Genomic DNA, 14642 nt, shown 5'->3' on the forward strand with positions numbered 1-14642 from the left:
TTGCGGAGAGCACCTTGCCTCGAGGTCGTTCACTCCGTAGACGATGTCGTTTGATTGATCCATAGTATTGCAATCGAACGACTTGTGTTGCGCCTTCGCGTGCTTGCCGGCGCGGCGTCGAACTGCTGAAACAGCGTCCGGTGGTTCGGCGACATCGGGGGTAGAATGAATAGACTTTTCCGGCGAATGCGATGGTGTCGGAGCGGAAGTCGGTCGAGGAGGCTACGATGTTCGTCGGATTTGAGAAATAGCGGCGCGCGGCGGGCCGGAGGTACAGCAGTGATACGCGCCATGGTCCGACACGCAATTGTGCTGGCGGCGGCTTTTGCCGCTGCCTTAGCACCTGCCACATGCTTTGGCGAAAGCAGCAAGCCGTTGCCCGCCAAGGCGACGCAGGAATTGCCGGCCGAGCTGCTCGCGCTGCTCGAACAGAAGAAGATGCCGAAATACTCCCCTATCCTTGTGCGTCTTTTCAAGGACGAGGCAGAGCTCGAAGTCTGGAAGCAGGACACGGCCGGCCGTTTCCAATTGCTGAAGACCTATCCGATCTGCCGGTGGTCGGGCGATCTCGGGCCGAAATTGTACGAGGGCGACCGACAGGCTCCGGAAGGGTTTTATACAGTTACGCCTGAGTTGATGAACCCCAACTCCAATTTCTATCTCTCGATCAACCTCGGCTATCCGAACAGCTTCGACAGGGCAAACAAGCGAAACGGCAGCTTCCTCATGATCCACGGCGACTGCTGGTCGAGCGGTTGCTATGCCATGACGGACGAGCAGATCAGCGAGATTTATTCGCTGGCGCGTGACTCATTCCGCGGCGGCCGAACATCGTTCCAGGTCCAGGCCTATCCGTTCCGCCTGACACCGGTGAATCTGGCGCGCCATCGAAACAATCCCAACCTGCCCTTCTGGGAAATGCTCAAGGTCGGCAACGATCATTTCGAGACGACACAACTCGAACCCAAAGTGGATGTGTGTAACCGCCGCTATGTGTTCGATGCGCAACCTTCCCCGAGTTCGCCGCACCCTCTCGTGTTCAATCCGATCGAGAAATGCCCTCCCTTTGTCGTCAATCCGGAAATCGCGCGAAGGGCGCTGGAAAAACGGCGCGCCGACGAGCGCGCGTACGCGCAATTGCTTGAAGACAACGTGCCAGTTGCCCCGATCTACAGCGGATTCGACGGCGGAATGAACAAGGCTTTTCTCGCACGGTACCCGGGCAGGGTGACGCTTGCGAAAGTGATGCCATATGCATCCTACCTGCCGCAATTGCCACCGATCCCCTGGACCGACAATGATGGTTCGTTGACGAGCAAATGGTTTGGTACCTGGTCCTCCGGATCGTCTATGTGTGATACGGCGCGTGCCGGCTTCCCATCGCGCCAGTGCTGAACACCTGTTGCGACTCAACAGTCCAGAGTGTTGTCTCGCTCCCATTGGGTCAGATGGCGTGCGTCATCGTTCCACTCCTCATGCTTCAGCTTGAGATAGGCGGGTACGAACTCCCCGAGATGATCCCGCAGCACGCTTGAAATGTTCGAGCGCTCGCAAGGCATCGAGCAGATTCATCGGGAGCTGCTTGGCCGAGGTCACGGTGTGCCTGAAGGTCTCGCGGAACCTGCGGAGGCCCGACCGATTGGCCGGGCGCATGCATTAGCAGCAATCGCTCTGTAGGTACGGCAATCGCTCTGGCGCAGCAGCAGACCCGATCCGCTAAATCATCGGCCGACATCCAAGCGGACGGAGAAGAACGATGATCTGGAAAAACATTGTCAGTCCTCGTGTGATCGCACCGGCTTCTGCGCGCTGGTCCGCAAAGTCTGTTTTTTGTTCGAAGACGGCTGTGACCGTGTCCGACATCGCCAGCATTCTTCAGAACCTGTTTTTGGACCTACGCGATAGCTACCGGCCCGAGCTGCACTACATGCGTGGTCCTGGCCCGAAATGGCGGGCCAAGCATCAGCCTTGGCCAAAGTTCGCCGGACCAGAAGCGAACTGAGGGCCTGCGAACGGTACGCATCGGGGATGCTGCCGTCGGCAAGCTTTGTCGCAGAAACGGACAAGGCGGGAAGGATTCGGGAAAGACGCCCAAGTTGTCCTGCCCAAGAACTTTACCAACTCTAGATCACGAGGTCCCGTCCTGCCCAAGTTCCCCCGCGGCCTTGCCGGCTCCGCATCCATAGTCGCCGCCATGAAGACGGTTGCCGGCCTTCCGCCAAAGTCACGTGCGAGCTTTGCCAATGGCCGCTGCGTTCGCGGCACCTATACCCCATCGGACCAGGCCAAGGAGATCACGAAATCCTGTAGCTTCACCAAGCCTTCGCGCCTCCTGGCGCGCTTCTCGGTGGCGGAAGGCCCAGACACCAACTACCTGTTATTGCGCGGATTCAGCTTCCGGCTTGGCAGCGATGGCGAGCGCTCGGATATTTTAACCCAGAGTGCCCCGGTTCATTTCGCGAGGACCCCCGACCAGATGCTGGCTTTCCTTCGAGCACGTACTCCAGGACCCGACGGCGAGCCGGATCTGGGAATGGTCGAGACATTTTCAGTTGCCAATCCCGAGACGCTGCATCAGGCGAGCTACATCGTCGCGCATCCGCCTGCCGCAAGCTTTGCCTCAACAACCTATTGGGGCGTGCACGCGTTTCCCGCGACCAATTCAAGAGGCGAGACAAGGTTCATCAAGTTCAAGGTCACGCCAGTCGGCGAACAGGCGGCGAGGCGCAGGGCCGCAGCCAATGCAAAACCCACCGAGCTGCTGCACGACCTCGAATCCCGGATCGCGGCTCGCGATATGAGGTTCAGTGTGATGGCGCTGCTGGACCGTCCGGGCGACCCGGTCATGGACGTGACCGTCCGATGGCCCGATGAGGACGGACGCGAAGCGGTACGGCTGGGAACGATCGTGATCACTGGTGTCGAAGAAAATGATGCCTGCGACGAACCCATGTTCAATCCGGCAACTCTGGCCGATGGAATCGGTCATCCGTTGGACGAGATGTTTGCGGTGCGTCGCGCCGCTTACGCAATCTCGCAGGCAACGCGTCGCTGAGCGAAAAGGCTTCTGCCGGGGCTCCGATCACTTCTTGCTTTCCGGCGCACCCTGCGCCTCGCGGCGCCACGTTCCCGGGCTGACGCCGACCACAGACGAAAACACCCTCGTGAAGTGGCTTTGATTGGCGAACCCGGCCGATATTGCAATTTCCGACAGCGACAGGTCGCGAACCGTCATCAGTTGCTTGGCCGCCTTCACACGCTGGCGCAGCAGCCACTGGTGCGGCGGCAGGCCGGTGGAGATGCGAAACGCGCGCGAAAAGTGGCTGATCGAAAGATCGAACTCGGCCGCGATTTCCTGCAACGAAAGCTTTCCGCCGAGATCGGACTCCAGCCTTTCGCAGACGCGCTTGACCTGCCACGGCGCAAGGCCGCCGCGATTCGGTTCAGAAGGACGTAGCCCGCCGTAGGCCTGGGCGACGTGTGCGGTGAGCGCGAGCATCATGTGATCGATGAAAAGCTGGTTCGTCTCGTCTGGTCGACGCAGCGCTTGTTGCAATGACGCGCCGATATGACGGACGACCGTGTCGTCATGGCCTACCCCGAGTTCACAGGCAAGCTGACCGACACGCGGCATGCGGGGCTGCTCAGTGAGGCCGTCGAGCGCCGAGCGCGGCAAATAGAAAAACAGGGAGTGGAACGGCTTGTCGATCACGTAGCGCGGATCGCGCTTGAGATCGTACAGATAGGTCGCTCCCGCGGGAACATCCGCTTTCATCACGCACTTGCCATTTTCCCAGAGTTCGCAGTCGGGATAATCGTGAAGTTTGAGGCTGACGACGAAAGCATCCTCCGCGGTAAAGGAACCGGAAAGACCCGGCACTGGATTGTCATCCCGGGTTTCGGTGACCGCGAGCTCCACCCCGCGCAGCGAACTCGTTATCAGCGAGGGCGGCGCATCCTTCAGATGCAAAAACCGCCCGAGCTTCCGGCCGAAGGCGCTCGCCTGGGTCATAGGATAACTCTCTCAGCGAAGTTGGACTGACAAGCGCCCGCACGTGATTTCGTGAACCATTATCTGACGCTAGCGCACGGTCGTCCAGTTTCGTCGTGGCAGTTTCGTGACACAAAGCTCGATGTCTGCTCGAGAACGTCAGCGATTTTGTCCATTCGCTGCCGCTTACGACGGCTCCCGGCGTCGATTGCCTATTTCGACAGCAGTTAACCGCCACCGTCCGCCGCGCTGATTGCGACTTTAATCGCGGCGCGGGCGCCTAGCATCAGCTTACAGCAGGATCAGGCAAAGCACGGGAGTTTTGAGAAAGACGCTGGGCCTGTACCCGCTTACAACGCGCGCCGAACGCTCAACGATGCTCCTCGAAGCTAGGACAGGTTCATGAGCCAGCCAATCTTGCGCGATCATTCGCACCAACAAAACCAGTCAGACGCTTCCGGCGCGCAGCAGCGTTATTTGCAGGTTTCCGACCGCCGTCCTGCCGATGTTGAGATGGCACGCGTGCTTCACACCAAACCACTCAGCATGGCTTTGGACCCCTCTGGGAGCGCGATCGCTCACTGGAAACATGAGCCATTGCACGACGTCGTCGAGCCTATGAGCCATCACGTCATCATGGCTTACAACGGCTCGATGCAGCGCATGGAGCGTCGGACAGGCAGATCGGTTGCGATCGGAACGTTTCGGCCTGGTGTATTGATAATCATTCCGGAAGGATCAAGCTCACGATGGGATATTCCGAAACCTGTTGATGTCGTTCAGCTCTATCTTCCTCACGCAGTGCTCAAGCGCGTCGCTGACGAAGCCAACACCGCCACACCGATCGACCTCGTGGAGCGAACGGCGCATCACGACCCCATTACGTCCCGATTGATCTTGAGCGCGACGGATGTCCTGGAGAGCAATGAGGCGCTGGATACGCTGTTCAGGCACCAATTAATAGACCTCCTGGCCACGCGTCTTCTGGCTGCGCACACCGGCTCGCCAACGACGATCCAGCCAACAATGGGCGGGCTTTCGCCGAAGGTCCTGCTCCGTGCCACCGACCGCTTGCGCTCGGACAGCGATTCGGACGTCTCGCTCGCGGCGCTGGCTTCGGATGCCGGTCTATCGCGCTTTCATTTCTGCCGTGCCTTCAAGGAAAGCACCGGGCTTTCGCCTCATGCCTGGCTGCGCCAGTACCGGCTCGAGCAGGCCATGAGCATGCTGCGCGATAGCGATGAATCCGTCGTCTCGATCGCGGCGGCCCTCGGCTACTCCTCCCAGACCGCCTTCGCCGCGGCATTCAAGAAACTGACCGGCGAAACGCCAAGCGACTGGAGACGTCACAAGCGTTGACGGCATTCGTTCTACCGTAACAAGCTTTTCCCCACAGCGGGAAATGTCCACGACGCAGTCGCACTTATGGCCGACCACGTCCATGGCTCTCCCCCACGGCATCACTGCGGTTCTAGCGGTGAGTGGGATATCGGCGGTGTTTGGAGCGGCGCGTTCTCGCACGATGACACTCATCGACCGGGCTCAACCTCGCGATGGGTATTCCCGGGTTCTTGAAACATGATGCTGTAATCCGCAGACAACAGTCGAGCGCGTTGTCCGGCACGGCATCCCCTGCGATCTCTTGGACCGCGATCCAGCCGGTCATTGACGCGTTGTCGCCGATGGCAATGCCGCCGCACCGGCGAACACTTGCGCGGACATCGATACCGATGTCTCACTCGCGAGGCGGGCCTGTCGAGCTTCCACTTCTGCCGAGCCTTCAAGGAAAGCACCGGGATCTCGCCGTCCGTTCGGCTGCGCCACAGTACCGCTCGATCACCATGAACATGCTGCAAGTCGCCGACGCATGGTTTTTTGTCGCTGGCGGCGGAGCTCGGCTACGCGGTCCTCGTACGCCCCGCCGTGGCGTTCAGCGATTGGGCTGGGCGAAAGCCCTAGCGCAATGCCGCGTGCGTTAGCAGCAATCGCTCTGCAGGTACAGCAATCGCTCTGGCGCAGTCGCATCTTCGGTCCGCTAGATCATGAGGGTGCCCCACGCCCCAGCAGACGGAGACAACATGCTCAGGAAGAACTTGGTCGACCGGCTTGCAATCACTTCACGCCGAAAAGGCTTCGTGACCGCACTCGTGTACGGACTTTCATTGGGAGTTCGCTTCACTTCAGCAGCGGGGGAGGAGGTGGAAATTCCAGCGCAGGCCGTGCAACGGACCAGTCCCGTGATTTCCATCATGTCCAAAGTAGGCGCCCAGCTCCCCTACCAGAACTGGGGCCCGAGCCCAGCTTTGCCCGTGACCCTTAACCGTGGCTGGGCATCCCCTTTCGGAGGCTGCCGCGCGGCTTGTGAAAATCCCACGCCGATGTCTTCGGCACCGAACTGCCTACCATAGGGCCCGCCGGTCTTCGGTCCGCCTGTTCGCGTCGACGTCGATCGGAGGATGCTTGCCGCCAAAGAGAAGCGGCGGGCACTACCGAGAAAATCAAACCAAGGAGTAGATCACATGCGACTTGTTATCATAGGAGCCGGCTTCGCTGGCATGTACGCCGCACTTTCCGCAGCCCGCCTGCGCGATATCCAGGGCGTTTCGCCCGAGGAGCTCGAGATCGCGCTGGTCGCGCCAGAGCCAACGCTGGTGGTCCGGCCGCGGCTGTACGAACCGAAGCCCGAGACCCTGACGGCGCCGCTGCTGGATGTGCTCAAGGCCGTCGATGTTACTTACGTGCAAGGCAGCGCCGAAACCATCGACGCCAAATCCCGCACGGTGGGCATCGTCGCCACCAAGGGTGCGAAGAAGACCCTTTCCTACGACCGGCTGGTGGTGGCGACCGGCAGCCGGCTATTCCGTCCGAACATTCCGGGCCTCAGCGAGCACGGATTTAGCGTCGACTCGCTCGATGATGCAGTCGCCCTCGACAAGCATTTGCACGGCCTGGCGAAACGGCCGGCGGCGAACGGGCGTGACACGGTTGTCGTTGCCGGCGGCGGTTTCACCGGCATCGAGGCGGCCACCGAGATGCCCTCGCGACTGCGCGGAATCCTCGGCAAGGACGCCAAGACGCGCGTCATCATCGTCGACCGCAACAAGGCGATCGCGCCTGATATGGGCGAAGGCCCCCGTCCTGTCATCGAAGAGGCCCTGCGCAAGCTCGGCGTGGAGACCCGGCTTGGCGCCGGCATTACATCGCTGGACGAATCCGGCGTCACGCTTTCCGACGGCGAACACATCGAGGCCGCGACCGTGATCTGGGCGGCAGGTATTCGCGCGGCACCGTTGACCCAGCAGATCCCGGCCGAGCGCGACAATTTCGGCCGCCTACTGGTCGACCGGGATTTGCGCGTGCCATCAGTGCCAGGTGTCTTCGCTACCGGTGATGCCGCCAGGGCCGCAAGCGACGATATCGGCAATTACGCGCTGATGTCGTGTCAGCACGCCACGCGAATGGGCGCTTTTGCCGGCAACAACGCCGCCGCCGAACTGCTGGGCGTTCCGACCAAGCCCTATCACCAGAAGGGCTATGTCACCTGCCTCGACCTCGGCGAAGCCGGTGCCCTGTTCACCGTTGGCTGGGAACGCAAAGTGGCGATGGTCGGCGAGGTCGCCAAGAAGACCAAGCAGGAGATCAACACCGTCTGGATCTATCCGCCACAGCCCGAGCGTGCCGCCGCGCTGGCCTCTGCCGATCCGGAGCGTGTGACTGACGTGAGTGGCTTCTTCTAGGCTTCACGCGAAATGGGCCGCGCCTCTCGCTGGCTGCGCGGCCAACTCAACCGAGATCAGCCAGTACCTTGAACATGAAACAGGAGATCGAGCATGGACGTCGACACGAGCTTAGCCAACACCTCACACTCCGGCGGACCGGGGCCCAACGAACTGGTTCCGTCGCGCTACGCGGTTCAGGTCGGCGACATTGACGTGCTGGTGGTCAGCGACGGCGTGCTACCGCTCCCAACCGCGATGCTGGCACACAACATCGACCCGGCCGTCCGGGCGACCTGGCTGAAAGACATGTTCCTGCCGCCCGACGCTTACGATTGGGCGCTGAATGTGGTCGTGGTGCGCAGCGGCGACCGGACCATACTCGTCGATGCTGGGCTTGGGCTCGACCCGGACTTGCACTTGCCGCGCGCCGGGCAATTGATCAAGCGACTGGAGGCCGCCGGCATCGATCTTGCGTCCGTGACCGACGTGGTGCTGACCCACATGCACATGGACCACATCGGTGGGCTGCTCGTCGAAGGGGTCAAGGAACGGCTACGTCCGGACCTGCGGATCCACGTGGCGGCCGCCGAGATCAAGTTCTGGGAGGCGCCCGATTTCTCCCACGTCGCCATGCCGCCGGGTTTCCCGGACGCGCTTCGATCGACCGCCAAGCGCTTCGTGAAAGAGTACCGCAGCCAGCTACGGCCGTTCGAGGAGGAGTACGAGGTGGCACCGGGAGTGATCGTCACTCGCACCGGCGGCCACACCCCCGGGCACAGCGTGGTCCGCGTGGCGTCCGGCGGCGACCGGCTGACGTTCGCCGGCGACCTCGTGTTCGCGGTCGGGTTCGAGCACCCCGACTGGTACAACGGCTTCGAACACGATCCCGAGGAGTCGGCCCGCGTTCGTATCAGTCTGCTGCGGGAACTGGCTGAGACCGGTGGACTGCTGGTGGCCACTCACCTGCCGTTCCCGTCCGTCGGACATGTGGCAGTCGACGGCGACGCCTTTCGTTGGGTGCCGGTCTTCTGGGACTACTGACCGCACAGTTCGATCGAGAGGCGCCTCGTAAGCGCTTTATTCGATACGGGCCGCGTTACCGGCGCCGGAGCGCGGCCCGCTCACTCAAAATCCTTTTGGAGCTCGACCTCGATGAAACGCGAGACCGTGCGTGCTTCGCAGGTCAACGGCTGCGCCTTCTGCGTGCACATGCATATCAAGGAAGCCACCCGCCACGGTGAGTGCCCGCTCCCGTTGATGACCCCGGCGCAACCTGAGTGTCCGCGCAAAGATGCTGCTGGCTTCACGGACCCTCCGCACGGCGATTGCGCCTCGAAGCCGCGCGATGGGAGAGTGTGATGAACGTCGTTGTCTTTGGTTCAACGGGGTCGACAGGACGGCTCGTCGTTGAGTCCGCCTTGTCCGCGGGTCACGTCGTCACTGCCTTTGTCCGTGACCCGAAGCGCATGCCCTTGACGCATCCGAATCTCAGGATCGTCGAGGGCGATGCAATGGATGCAGCCTCGGTGGCCTCTGCGGTCCAAGGTGCGGATGCGGTGATCTGCACGTTGGGGATGGTACCTCAGGCGAAGGAGGATCTGGGTCGACGCCAGCCCGGTGTCCCGGTTTGCTCGGTGGGAACCAAGAACATTCTGGCCGCCATGCCTCCAGGCCAGGGCCGACTCATCGTTGAGAGCTCGGTGAGTGTCGGTGAGAGCTACCGCACCGGGAGTTTTGGCGCAGGCTTCATGGTCAAGCTCGCACTCAAGGAGGTGATGGCAGACAAGGAGGCGCAGGAGGCAGCTGTCCGGGAGAGTGACTGCGATTGGACGATCGTTCGACCGGCGACGCTGACATTCAAGCGTGCTCGCGGAAACCTGAAGGCCGGGACCGATCTGCGCTGGAACATCACCTCAACAGCCACCCGCGCGGACGTGGCCGAGTATTTGGTCAAGATCCTCGATGACCCCGCGACATACAAGAAGGCCATAACGGTGCGCAACTAGGTTTGGCGACGAATTGCGGTGAAACCGCGATCTCCGCCGGTGGCGGCCGGAAAGCGAGTGAATTGGCAGAGCTGTCAGCGACAACAACCGTTGCAGGAGGGTATCGTGGTGCATGCTAACAAGAAGGCGGTCGGCTTGGTGCTGTGCCTCGGCGCTGTCGTGCTTGTGGCTGGTGGCTGGGCGTATGCCCATTCGAACGAGACATTCACCGACAACGCGTATATTCGCGGCGAAATGACCTCGCTCGCGCCGAAGGCTGCAGGCTACGTCACGGCCGTGGAGGTTCAGGATAACCAGACCGTTCGTGCAGGCGACGTCCTGTTCCGGATCGACGATCGCGACTACCGCGCACGTCTGGCGCAAGCCGAGGCCAATGTCGAAGCCGCCCAAGCCCGCCTCACCAATGTCGATGCGGAGATCCAACTCCAGCATGCCCTGATACGGCAGGCCGAAGCTCAAAGACTTGCGAGCGTGGCCGAGATGAATCTGGCGCGCAAGGCCTCCGATCGCCGCCGCGAACTGATCCGCACCAACGCGATCAGCCAGGCGCAGGTCGATGAAAGCGATGCGGCGTTATCGAGAACCGAGGCGGGCGTGTCGGCGGCGGCGGCAACGGTGGAGGCCCAGCGGGCACGCATCGCCGTCCTTGCCAGCCAGCGCGAAGCTGCACTTGCTGCAGTGGCGCAAGCGCACGCCGCACGCGACCTCGCCCAGATCGATCTCGACCACACCGTGGTGCATGCGCCGGTCGACGGCGTCGTCGGCAACCGCCAGGTTCGCGTCGGCCGGCTTGTCGCGCCGGGCACCTCCTTGCTCGACATCGTTCCGGTCAAGGACGTGTGGGTGGTGGCGAACTTCAAGGAAAGCCAGATCGAACATATCCGGCCCGGTCAGCGCGCCCGCATCAAGGTGGACGGCTATCCGAACCAGACGATTGAAGGTGTGGTGGACAGCTTTGCGCCCGGCAGCGGTTCTGCGTTCACCCTGCTCCCCGCTGACAATGCGACGGGGAACTTCATTCGTGTCGTTCAACGGGTGCCTGTGAAAATCCGCTTCGACAGAAATCCATTGCCCGGCCGCGTCGTGCCTGGCCTGTCGGCGCGTGTCGAAATAGATCGAGGAAGCGGCACATGACCGCGATCGCCGACGCCACGCCAGGCTACGACAGACGCGCGGCAGGAAGCATTCTTGTCGCAGGCATCGTGCTCGCCACTCTGACGGAGGCGATCGCAAGCACCGTCCTGTCGCTCGGACGCAACGACATCATTGGCGACACCCATGCGACTCCCGACGAGTTCGCCTGGCTGGACATCGGATACACCGCAACAAAGCTAGTCGGGTTCATGGCCGCCTCCTGGCTCATGACACGCACCAGTCCGCGCCGCCTGATGATCGGTTCGACGCTGGTCATGGGCACGGCCTGCGGAATCGCCGCCATCACGTATCGGTTAGATCTGCTGGTCGCACTCCGCATCATACAGGGCTTCTCCGGCGGCACCTTGCTTGTCGCGGGACAGTCGATCATTTTCCTCGCCTATCCGCGATCCTACCAGCCGATCCTTCAGGCTCTGTTTGCGATGGGGTCCGTGGTCGCTCCTGCGACCATCGCTCCGGCGCTCCAGGGATGGTTGATCGACAGCCAGTCGTGGGCATGGATCTTCTTCGGCGTTGTTCCGGTAGCCCTCGCCGCTATCGGACTTCTGCTGATCGCAGACGGCCCCAGGCCCGTTGCGGCTGCGCGCCTTCCGTTCGACTGGGTCGGCTTCTTGCTGATCTCAGTCACATTCTTCTGCTTCACCTATGTTATCAACCAAGGCAGCCGATGGCGCTGGTTCGAGGAGCCTCGCATCGCGTGGCTGACCGTGATCGGCGCAGCCGCCTTGCTGGCGTTTCTCGGCCAACAGGCGATGGCCAAAAGCCAAGGCCTGTTCGATTTCACCTTGTTCCGGTCGAACGATTTTTCCTTCGCCTTTATCGTCAGTTTCGTCGCCGGTGCCGCCTTGTTCGGCAGCGCGTATCTGATCCCATCGTTTGCCGTGTCCGTTCTCGCGTTCACGCCAAGTGAGGCCGGCCAGCTCCTATTGCCGAGCGGCGCGCTTTTCGTCGGCGCGCTCCTCATTGCTGCCTTTCTCATGCAGGTCAGGGGCGCTCCCCCTATCGCCACGGTGCCGTTCGGAATCCTGATGATCATGGCCGCGATGTGGATGCTGTCCGGCTCGACCAGCGAAAGTGGCGCCGACGACATGATGGCCGCCATCCTGCTTCGCGGCTTTGGACTTGGCTTCCTCTTCCTGTCGATCACCCTTATCGCTTTCAGCGACCTCAACAACCGCAATCGAGCGTCCGGCATCGGTCTTTTCAACGCCGGGCGCCAGCTCGGTGGCCTCATGGGGGTAGCCGGGCTCCAGACCATGATCGACCACAATGTCACCACCAATGCCACGGTGCTCAGCGCCAGTGTCACCGCAGGCCTTCCCGCGGTCAGCGAGCGGCTGGGAACGACGAGTGCCATGCTCGCAGCACGAGGAATGGACAGCGTGGCCGCCGGCCGGACTGCGATGGGTCTGTTGGGTCGAGCCCTCACCGGTCAATCCACGGTGATCGCTTTCGACACCGCGTTCGCTGCCATCGCTCTTCTTTTCGTCATCGCTGCGCCGGTTCTGGCCACCATCAAGATCGCGTTTGCCCTGCACGCGAAGAAGCGCGCGGCGCAGTTAGCCCGAACCGAGGAGCCGTACATGACATACCGCGCGCAGAAACCCTCCCGCCAAGCCAATGCCGTGTCGAGGCCAGACGCTCGCGCCGAGATCGTGCTGGCGGTCAGCGAGGCTCTCGCCAATCCGAGCGACGCGCCCGCTCACCTCGACAATATCTTGGATCGAAGCGGATACTCGAGGGAAGACATTCTATCGGCATTCGAGAGCGTCGACGATCTCATTGTCGCGATCGCCGAACACAAAGCCTCCCTCATATCGCAGCCGTTGGTGAGGAGAGCGCACCCCGGCACCGTAGATGATGCACGCGAAACACTCATCGCGTTCGGCCGCGTTGCCTGGGAGGAATACTCGACCACCCTGGTCGGGTTCGTTCGGATGATGATGACCGAGGGTGCACGCAATCCTGCGCTGAAGAAGCGGGTGCACGAGGCGGGACAAGCGATTGTCACACTCAAGCTACGGGAGTTTCTGTCCGCAGCAAATGAGCGGGGGATCCTGTCGATATCGGACGCTCAGCTATACGCCGAGCAATTGCTGGGACTACTGAGAGAACCGCTCTACCAGGCGCTGATGCTGACTCCGGCAATGAGCCTGGAAGCCCCAGCCGCCGACCGCGTCAGAGCCAGTATCGAAAGCTTCATTCATGGATGCGGGAGCACGCGGAGTATGAAGCGATGAGCGCAGCCAATGATATTGGCCGGTCAAGATGGTCTGGCCCGAGCGAGAGCCCTTCAAGACTGAAGGTTGTCGGCGACGTCCCGGCGGACCTGGCGAACAGCATCGACGATAATGGGTCCCTGGTGACAGTCGACCCCGCCGACTGGATCGTCTGTTTCGTGCCCGGCCTTCGACGGCAATGGTGGCATCGCTTCGTCCATCACAGGCATAAGCATGTCTTTGCCATGCGGCCCACGAGCACGGGGAGTTGGCTGCTCGTTGAGCCGTGGTGGACGCGCATGATGGTGACGATCCTGCCACCGGCCGATGCCGTCAGATTTCTTCGGTGGGGTGCGACGGGCGATATCCTGCGGGTCCGCGAAGCGGTCCCGGGCAAGGCGAGCCAGCTTCGCGGTTGGTCGAACTGCGCGGTTCTCTCGGCGTTCTTGCTCGGCCGACCGAGCTGGACATGGACACCGCACGGTCTCTACCGGCAGCTACTGCGCGAAAGGTCAACGCGGCGCGAGAACGTGCAGCAACTTCTCGTCGACCAGTTCACCAAAGTCGTCAGCCATTACTCGTCCAACGCGCTGAGCGTCAGTGCCGACCAGCTTTCCTTGCCACTCAGGGAACTACTCATCATCATTGGGCGCAATCTCCTCGAAACGATGATGACGCCGTCGTTGCTGGAGGTCTGTTATACAGCCATACTTGAAGCGGACCGCTACCCCGATGCGACACGGGCCTACGCGCAACACGGACCTACGCCGGCCATCGCGGTCCTTACGAAAAGTCTGGCAAAAGCGAAGCAGGCCGGAGAAATCGATCTAGCACATTGCGAAGCCGGCGCCCGTCAGTTTCTTGGGATGCTCCATGGAAACGTCCATCTGGAGGCCGTGCTTCAGCTCGGCGACCTACCAACGCTTTCCGACATCGATTTGCGCGCTCGCACCGCGGTGAAAGTCTTTCTCGACGGCGCCGAGCCTGACGAGAGGACAGGAATCGTTGCGCGAGCGGCATTGACGGCATGACTGGTGCCACTCGCAGCGACAATCCTACTGTGAGGTGGGGTTGCCATGGCCAGGATGCGCCGGTCTCTCTACATACTCGCAGCGCGGCGCAGCTGCCCCCATGGGTCGCCGACGACAAAGAAACGAAGTGGGAAGATGCCGGCTATGTCGGCCGGCTCTAATCCAGACAGAACGTTGAAAGCGGTTCTGTCGGGCGGCCTTCGAGTCGGCTTCGCCTCCGCCTCGGCGCGTAAAGTAGATCACAATGCCGAGAGTGGCCTCGCCGATTGGTCGCCAAAATCACCGTTTGAAAAACCGTTTCAGTTCGGTCGTCTCAAACGGTTCGCGAGGGCAAGTCCTTGAAGAACTTGGTGGGCGCACCAGGGCTCGAACCTGGGACCCGCTGGTTAAGAGTCAGCCTTGGGTTGAGAACGATCAATGACTTGCTGGTCGCACGACCGGGCTTATCCGACTGAAAGTGGGCGTTCGTCGCACGATCAAAGTGCTGCATTTCACCGGCTAACATCCGCGCGGTCGGAGCA

Annotated in this window: 12 protein-coding genes and 2 pseudogenes; 12 read left to right on the forward strand and 2 right to left on the reverse strand. The window is 61.6% G+C overall.

The annotated features are described in order from the left end of the window. Positions 1-279 precede the first annotated feature (279 nt). Positions 280-1395, forward strand: coding sequence for a L,D-transpeptidase family protein (locus I6F20_RS21250; RefSeq protein ID WP_346276401.1), 1116 nt, complete (start codon positions 280-282; stop codon positions 1393-1395). A gap of 14 nt (positions 1396-1409) precedes the next feature. On the opposite strand, the pseudogene I6F20_RS21255 reads toward I6F20_RS21250, so the two are convergent. Next, positions 1410-1602: pseudogene (locus I6F20_RS21255) on the reverse strand (type III glutamate--ammonia ligase); the annotation flags it as partial. Between the two features lie 154 nt (positions 1603-1756). On the opposite strand from I6F20_RS21255, the gene I6F20_RS21260 reads away from it, so the two are divergent. Beyond that, complete coding sequence (locus tag I6F20_RS21260) at positions 1757-2002, forward strand: hypothetical protein (protein ID WP_157784020.1); 246 nt, start codon at positions 1757-1759, stop codon at positions 2000-2002. Positions 2003-2143: 141 nt separating this feature from the next. Beyond that, positions 2144-3055 carry a catalase gene (locus I6F20_RS21265; RefSeq protein ID WP_036008212.1) on the forward strand — a complete coding sequence of 304 codons (912 nt, stop codon included), beginning with the start codon at positions 2144-2146 and terminating at the stop codon, positions 3053-3055. Positions 3056-3082: 27 nt separating this feature from the next. Here I6F20_RS21265 and I6F20_RS21270 read toward each other — a convergent pair whose 3' ends face one another. Further along, entirely contained in the window at positions 3083-4012 is a 930-nt protein-coding gene (locus I6F20_RS21270; protein WP_036008095.1) for a helix-turn-helix domain-containing protein, read from the reverse strand. Between the two features lie 381 nt (positions 4013-4393). Between I6F20_RS21270 and I6F20_RS21275 the strand changes: the two genes are divergently transcribed. The 9 genes and pseudogenes from I6F20_RS21275 to I6F20_RS21315 all read left to right on the forward strand — a co-directional run bounded on the left by I6F20_RS21275 (position 4394) and on the right by I6F20_RS21315 (position 14121). Beyond that, positions 4394-5350: a helix-turn-helix transcriptional regulator gene (locus tag I6F20_RS21275; RefSeq protein WP_036041930.1), complete on the forward strand. Its 957-nt coding sequence runs from the start codon at positions 4394-4396 to the stop codon at positions 5348-5350. Between the two features lie 1160 nt (positions 5351-6510). After that, the gene (locus tag I6F20_RS21280; RefSeq protein WP_225127700.1) at positions 6511-7728 is read left to right on the forward strand and encodes an NAD(P)/FAD-dependent oxidoreductase; all 1218 of its coding nucleotides are present in this window, start codon (positions 6511-6513) and stop codon (positions 7726-7728) included. Between the two features lie 93 nt (positions 7729-7821). Then, positions 7822-8751 carry an MBL fold metallo-hydrolase gene (locus I6F20_RS21285; RefSeq protein ID WP_225127701.1) on the forward strand — a complete coding sequence of 310 codons (930 nt, stop codon included), beginning with the start codon at positions 7822-7824 and terminating at the stop codon, positions 8749-8751. A gap of 111 nt (positions 8752-8862) precedes the next feature. Then, positions 8863-9069 carry a carboxymuconolactone decarboxylase family protein gene (locus tag I6F20_RS38400; protein ID WP_225127702.1) on the forward strand — a complete coding sequence of 69 codons (207 nt, stop codon included), beginning with the start codon at positions 8863-8865 and terminating at the stop codon, positions 9067-9069. After that, positions 9069-9716, forward strand: a complete 648-nt coding sequence (locus I6F20_RS21295; protein ID WP_036032483.1) for an NAD(P)-dependent oxidoreductase — start codon at positions 9069-9071, stop codon at positions 9714-9716. The genes I6F20_RS38400 and I6F20_RS21295 overlap by 1 nt, the downstream gene beginning before the upstream one ends. Positions 9717-9821: 105 nt before the next feature. Further along, complete coding sequence (locus I6F20_RS21300; RefSeq protein WP_518513065.1) at positions 9822-10850, forward strand: HlyD family secretion protein; 1029 nt, start codon at positions 9822-9824, stop codon at positions 10848-10850. Further along, positions 10847-12424: pseudogene (locus I6F20_RS21305) on the forward strand (DHA2 family efflux MFS transporter permease subunit); the annotation flags it as partial. The gene I6F20_RS21300 and the pseudogene I6F20_RS21305, both read left to right, overlap by 4 nt. A gap of 30 nt (positions 12425-12454) precedes the next feature. Further along, complete coding sequence (locus tag I6F20_RS37980; protein WP_225127877.1) at positions 12455-13111, forward strand: TetR/AcrR family transcriptional regulator C-terminal domain-containing protein; 657 nt, start codon at positions 12455-12457, stop codon at positions 13109-13111. After that, positions 13108-14121, forward strand: coding sequence for a TetR/AcrR family transcriptional regulator C-terminal domain-containing protein (locus tag I6F20_RS21315; protein ID WP_225127703.1), 1014 nt, complete (start codon positions 13108-13110; stop codon positions 14119-14121). The genes I6F20_RS37980 and I6F20_RS21315 overlap by 4 nt, the downstream gene beginning before the upstream one ends. The last annotated feature ends 521 nt before the right edge of the window (positions 14122-14642 follow it).

The sequence above is a fragment of the Bradyrhizobium sp. IC3123 genome, from assembly GCF_020193625.1.
Taxonomy (GTDB): domain Bacteria; phylum Pseudomonadota; class Alphaproteobacteria; order Rhizobiales; family Xanthobacteraceae; genus Bradyrhizobium; species Bradyrhizobium yuanmingense.

Bases quoted from the DNA above. Each gene is read 5' to 3' on its own strand.
- I6F20_RS21275 (WP_036041930.1), top strand. From the start codon at position 4,394: ATGAGCCAGCCAATCTTGCGCGATCATTCGCACCAACAAAACCAGTCA.
- I6F20_RS37980 (WP_225127877.1), top strand. From the start codon at position 12,455: ATGACATACCGCGCGCAGAAACCCTCCCGCCAAGCCAATGCCGTGTCG.
- I6F20_RS21270 (WP_036008095.1), bottom strand. From the start codon at position 4,012: ATGACCCAGGCGAGCGCCTTCGGCCGGAAGCTCGGGCGGTTTTTGCAT.
- I6F20_RS21285 (WP_225127701.1), top strand. From the start codon at position 7,822: ATGGACGTCGACACGAGCTTAGCCAACACCTCACACTCCGGCGGACCG.
- I6F20_RS21295 (WP_036032483.1), top strand. From the start codon at position 9,069: ATGAACGTCGTTGTCTTTGGTTCAACGGGGTCGACAGGACGGCTCGTC.
- I6F20_RS38400 (WP_225127702.1), top strand. From the start codon at position 8,863: ATGAAACGCGAGACCGTGCGTGCTTCGCAGGTCAACGGCTGCGCCTTC.
- I6F20_RS21315 (WP_225127703.1), top strand. From the start codon at position 13,108: ATGAGCGCAGCCAATGATATTGGCCGGTCAAGATGGTCTGGCCCGAGC.
- I6F20_RS21260 (WP_157784020.1), top strand. From the start codon at position 1,757: ATGATCTGGAAAAACATTGTCAGTCCTCGTGTGATCGCACCGGCTTCT.
- I6F20_RS21280 (WP_225127700.1), top strand. From the start codon at position 6,511: ATGCGACTTGTTATCATAGGAGCCGGCTTCGCTGGCATGTACGCCGCA.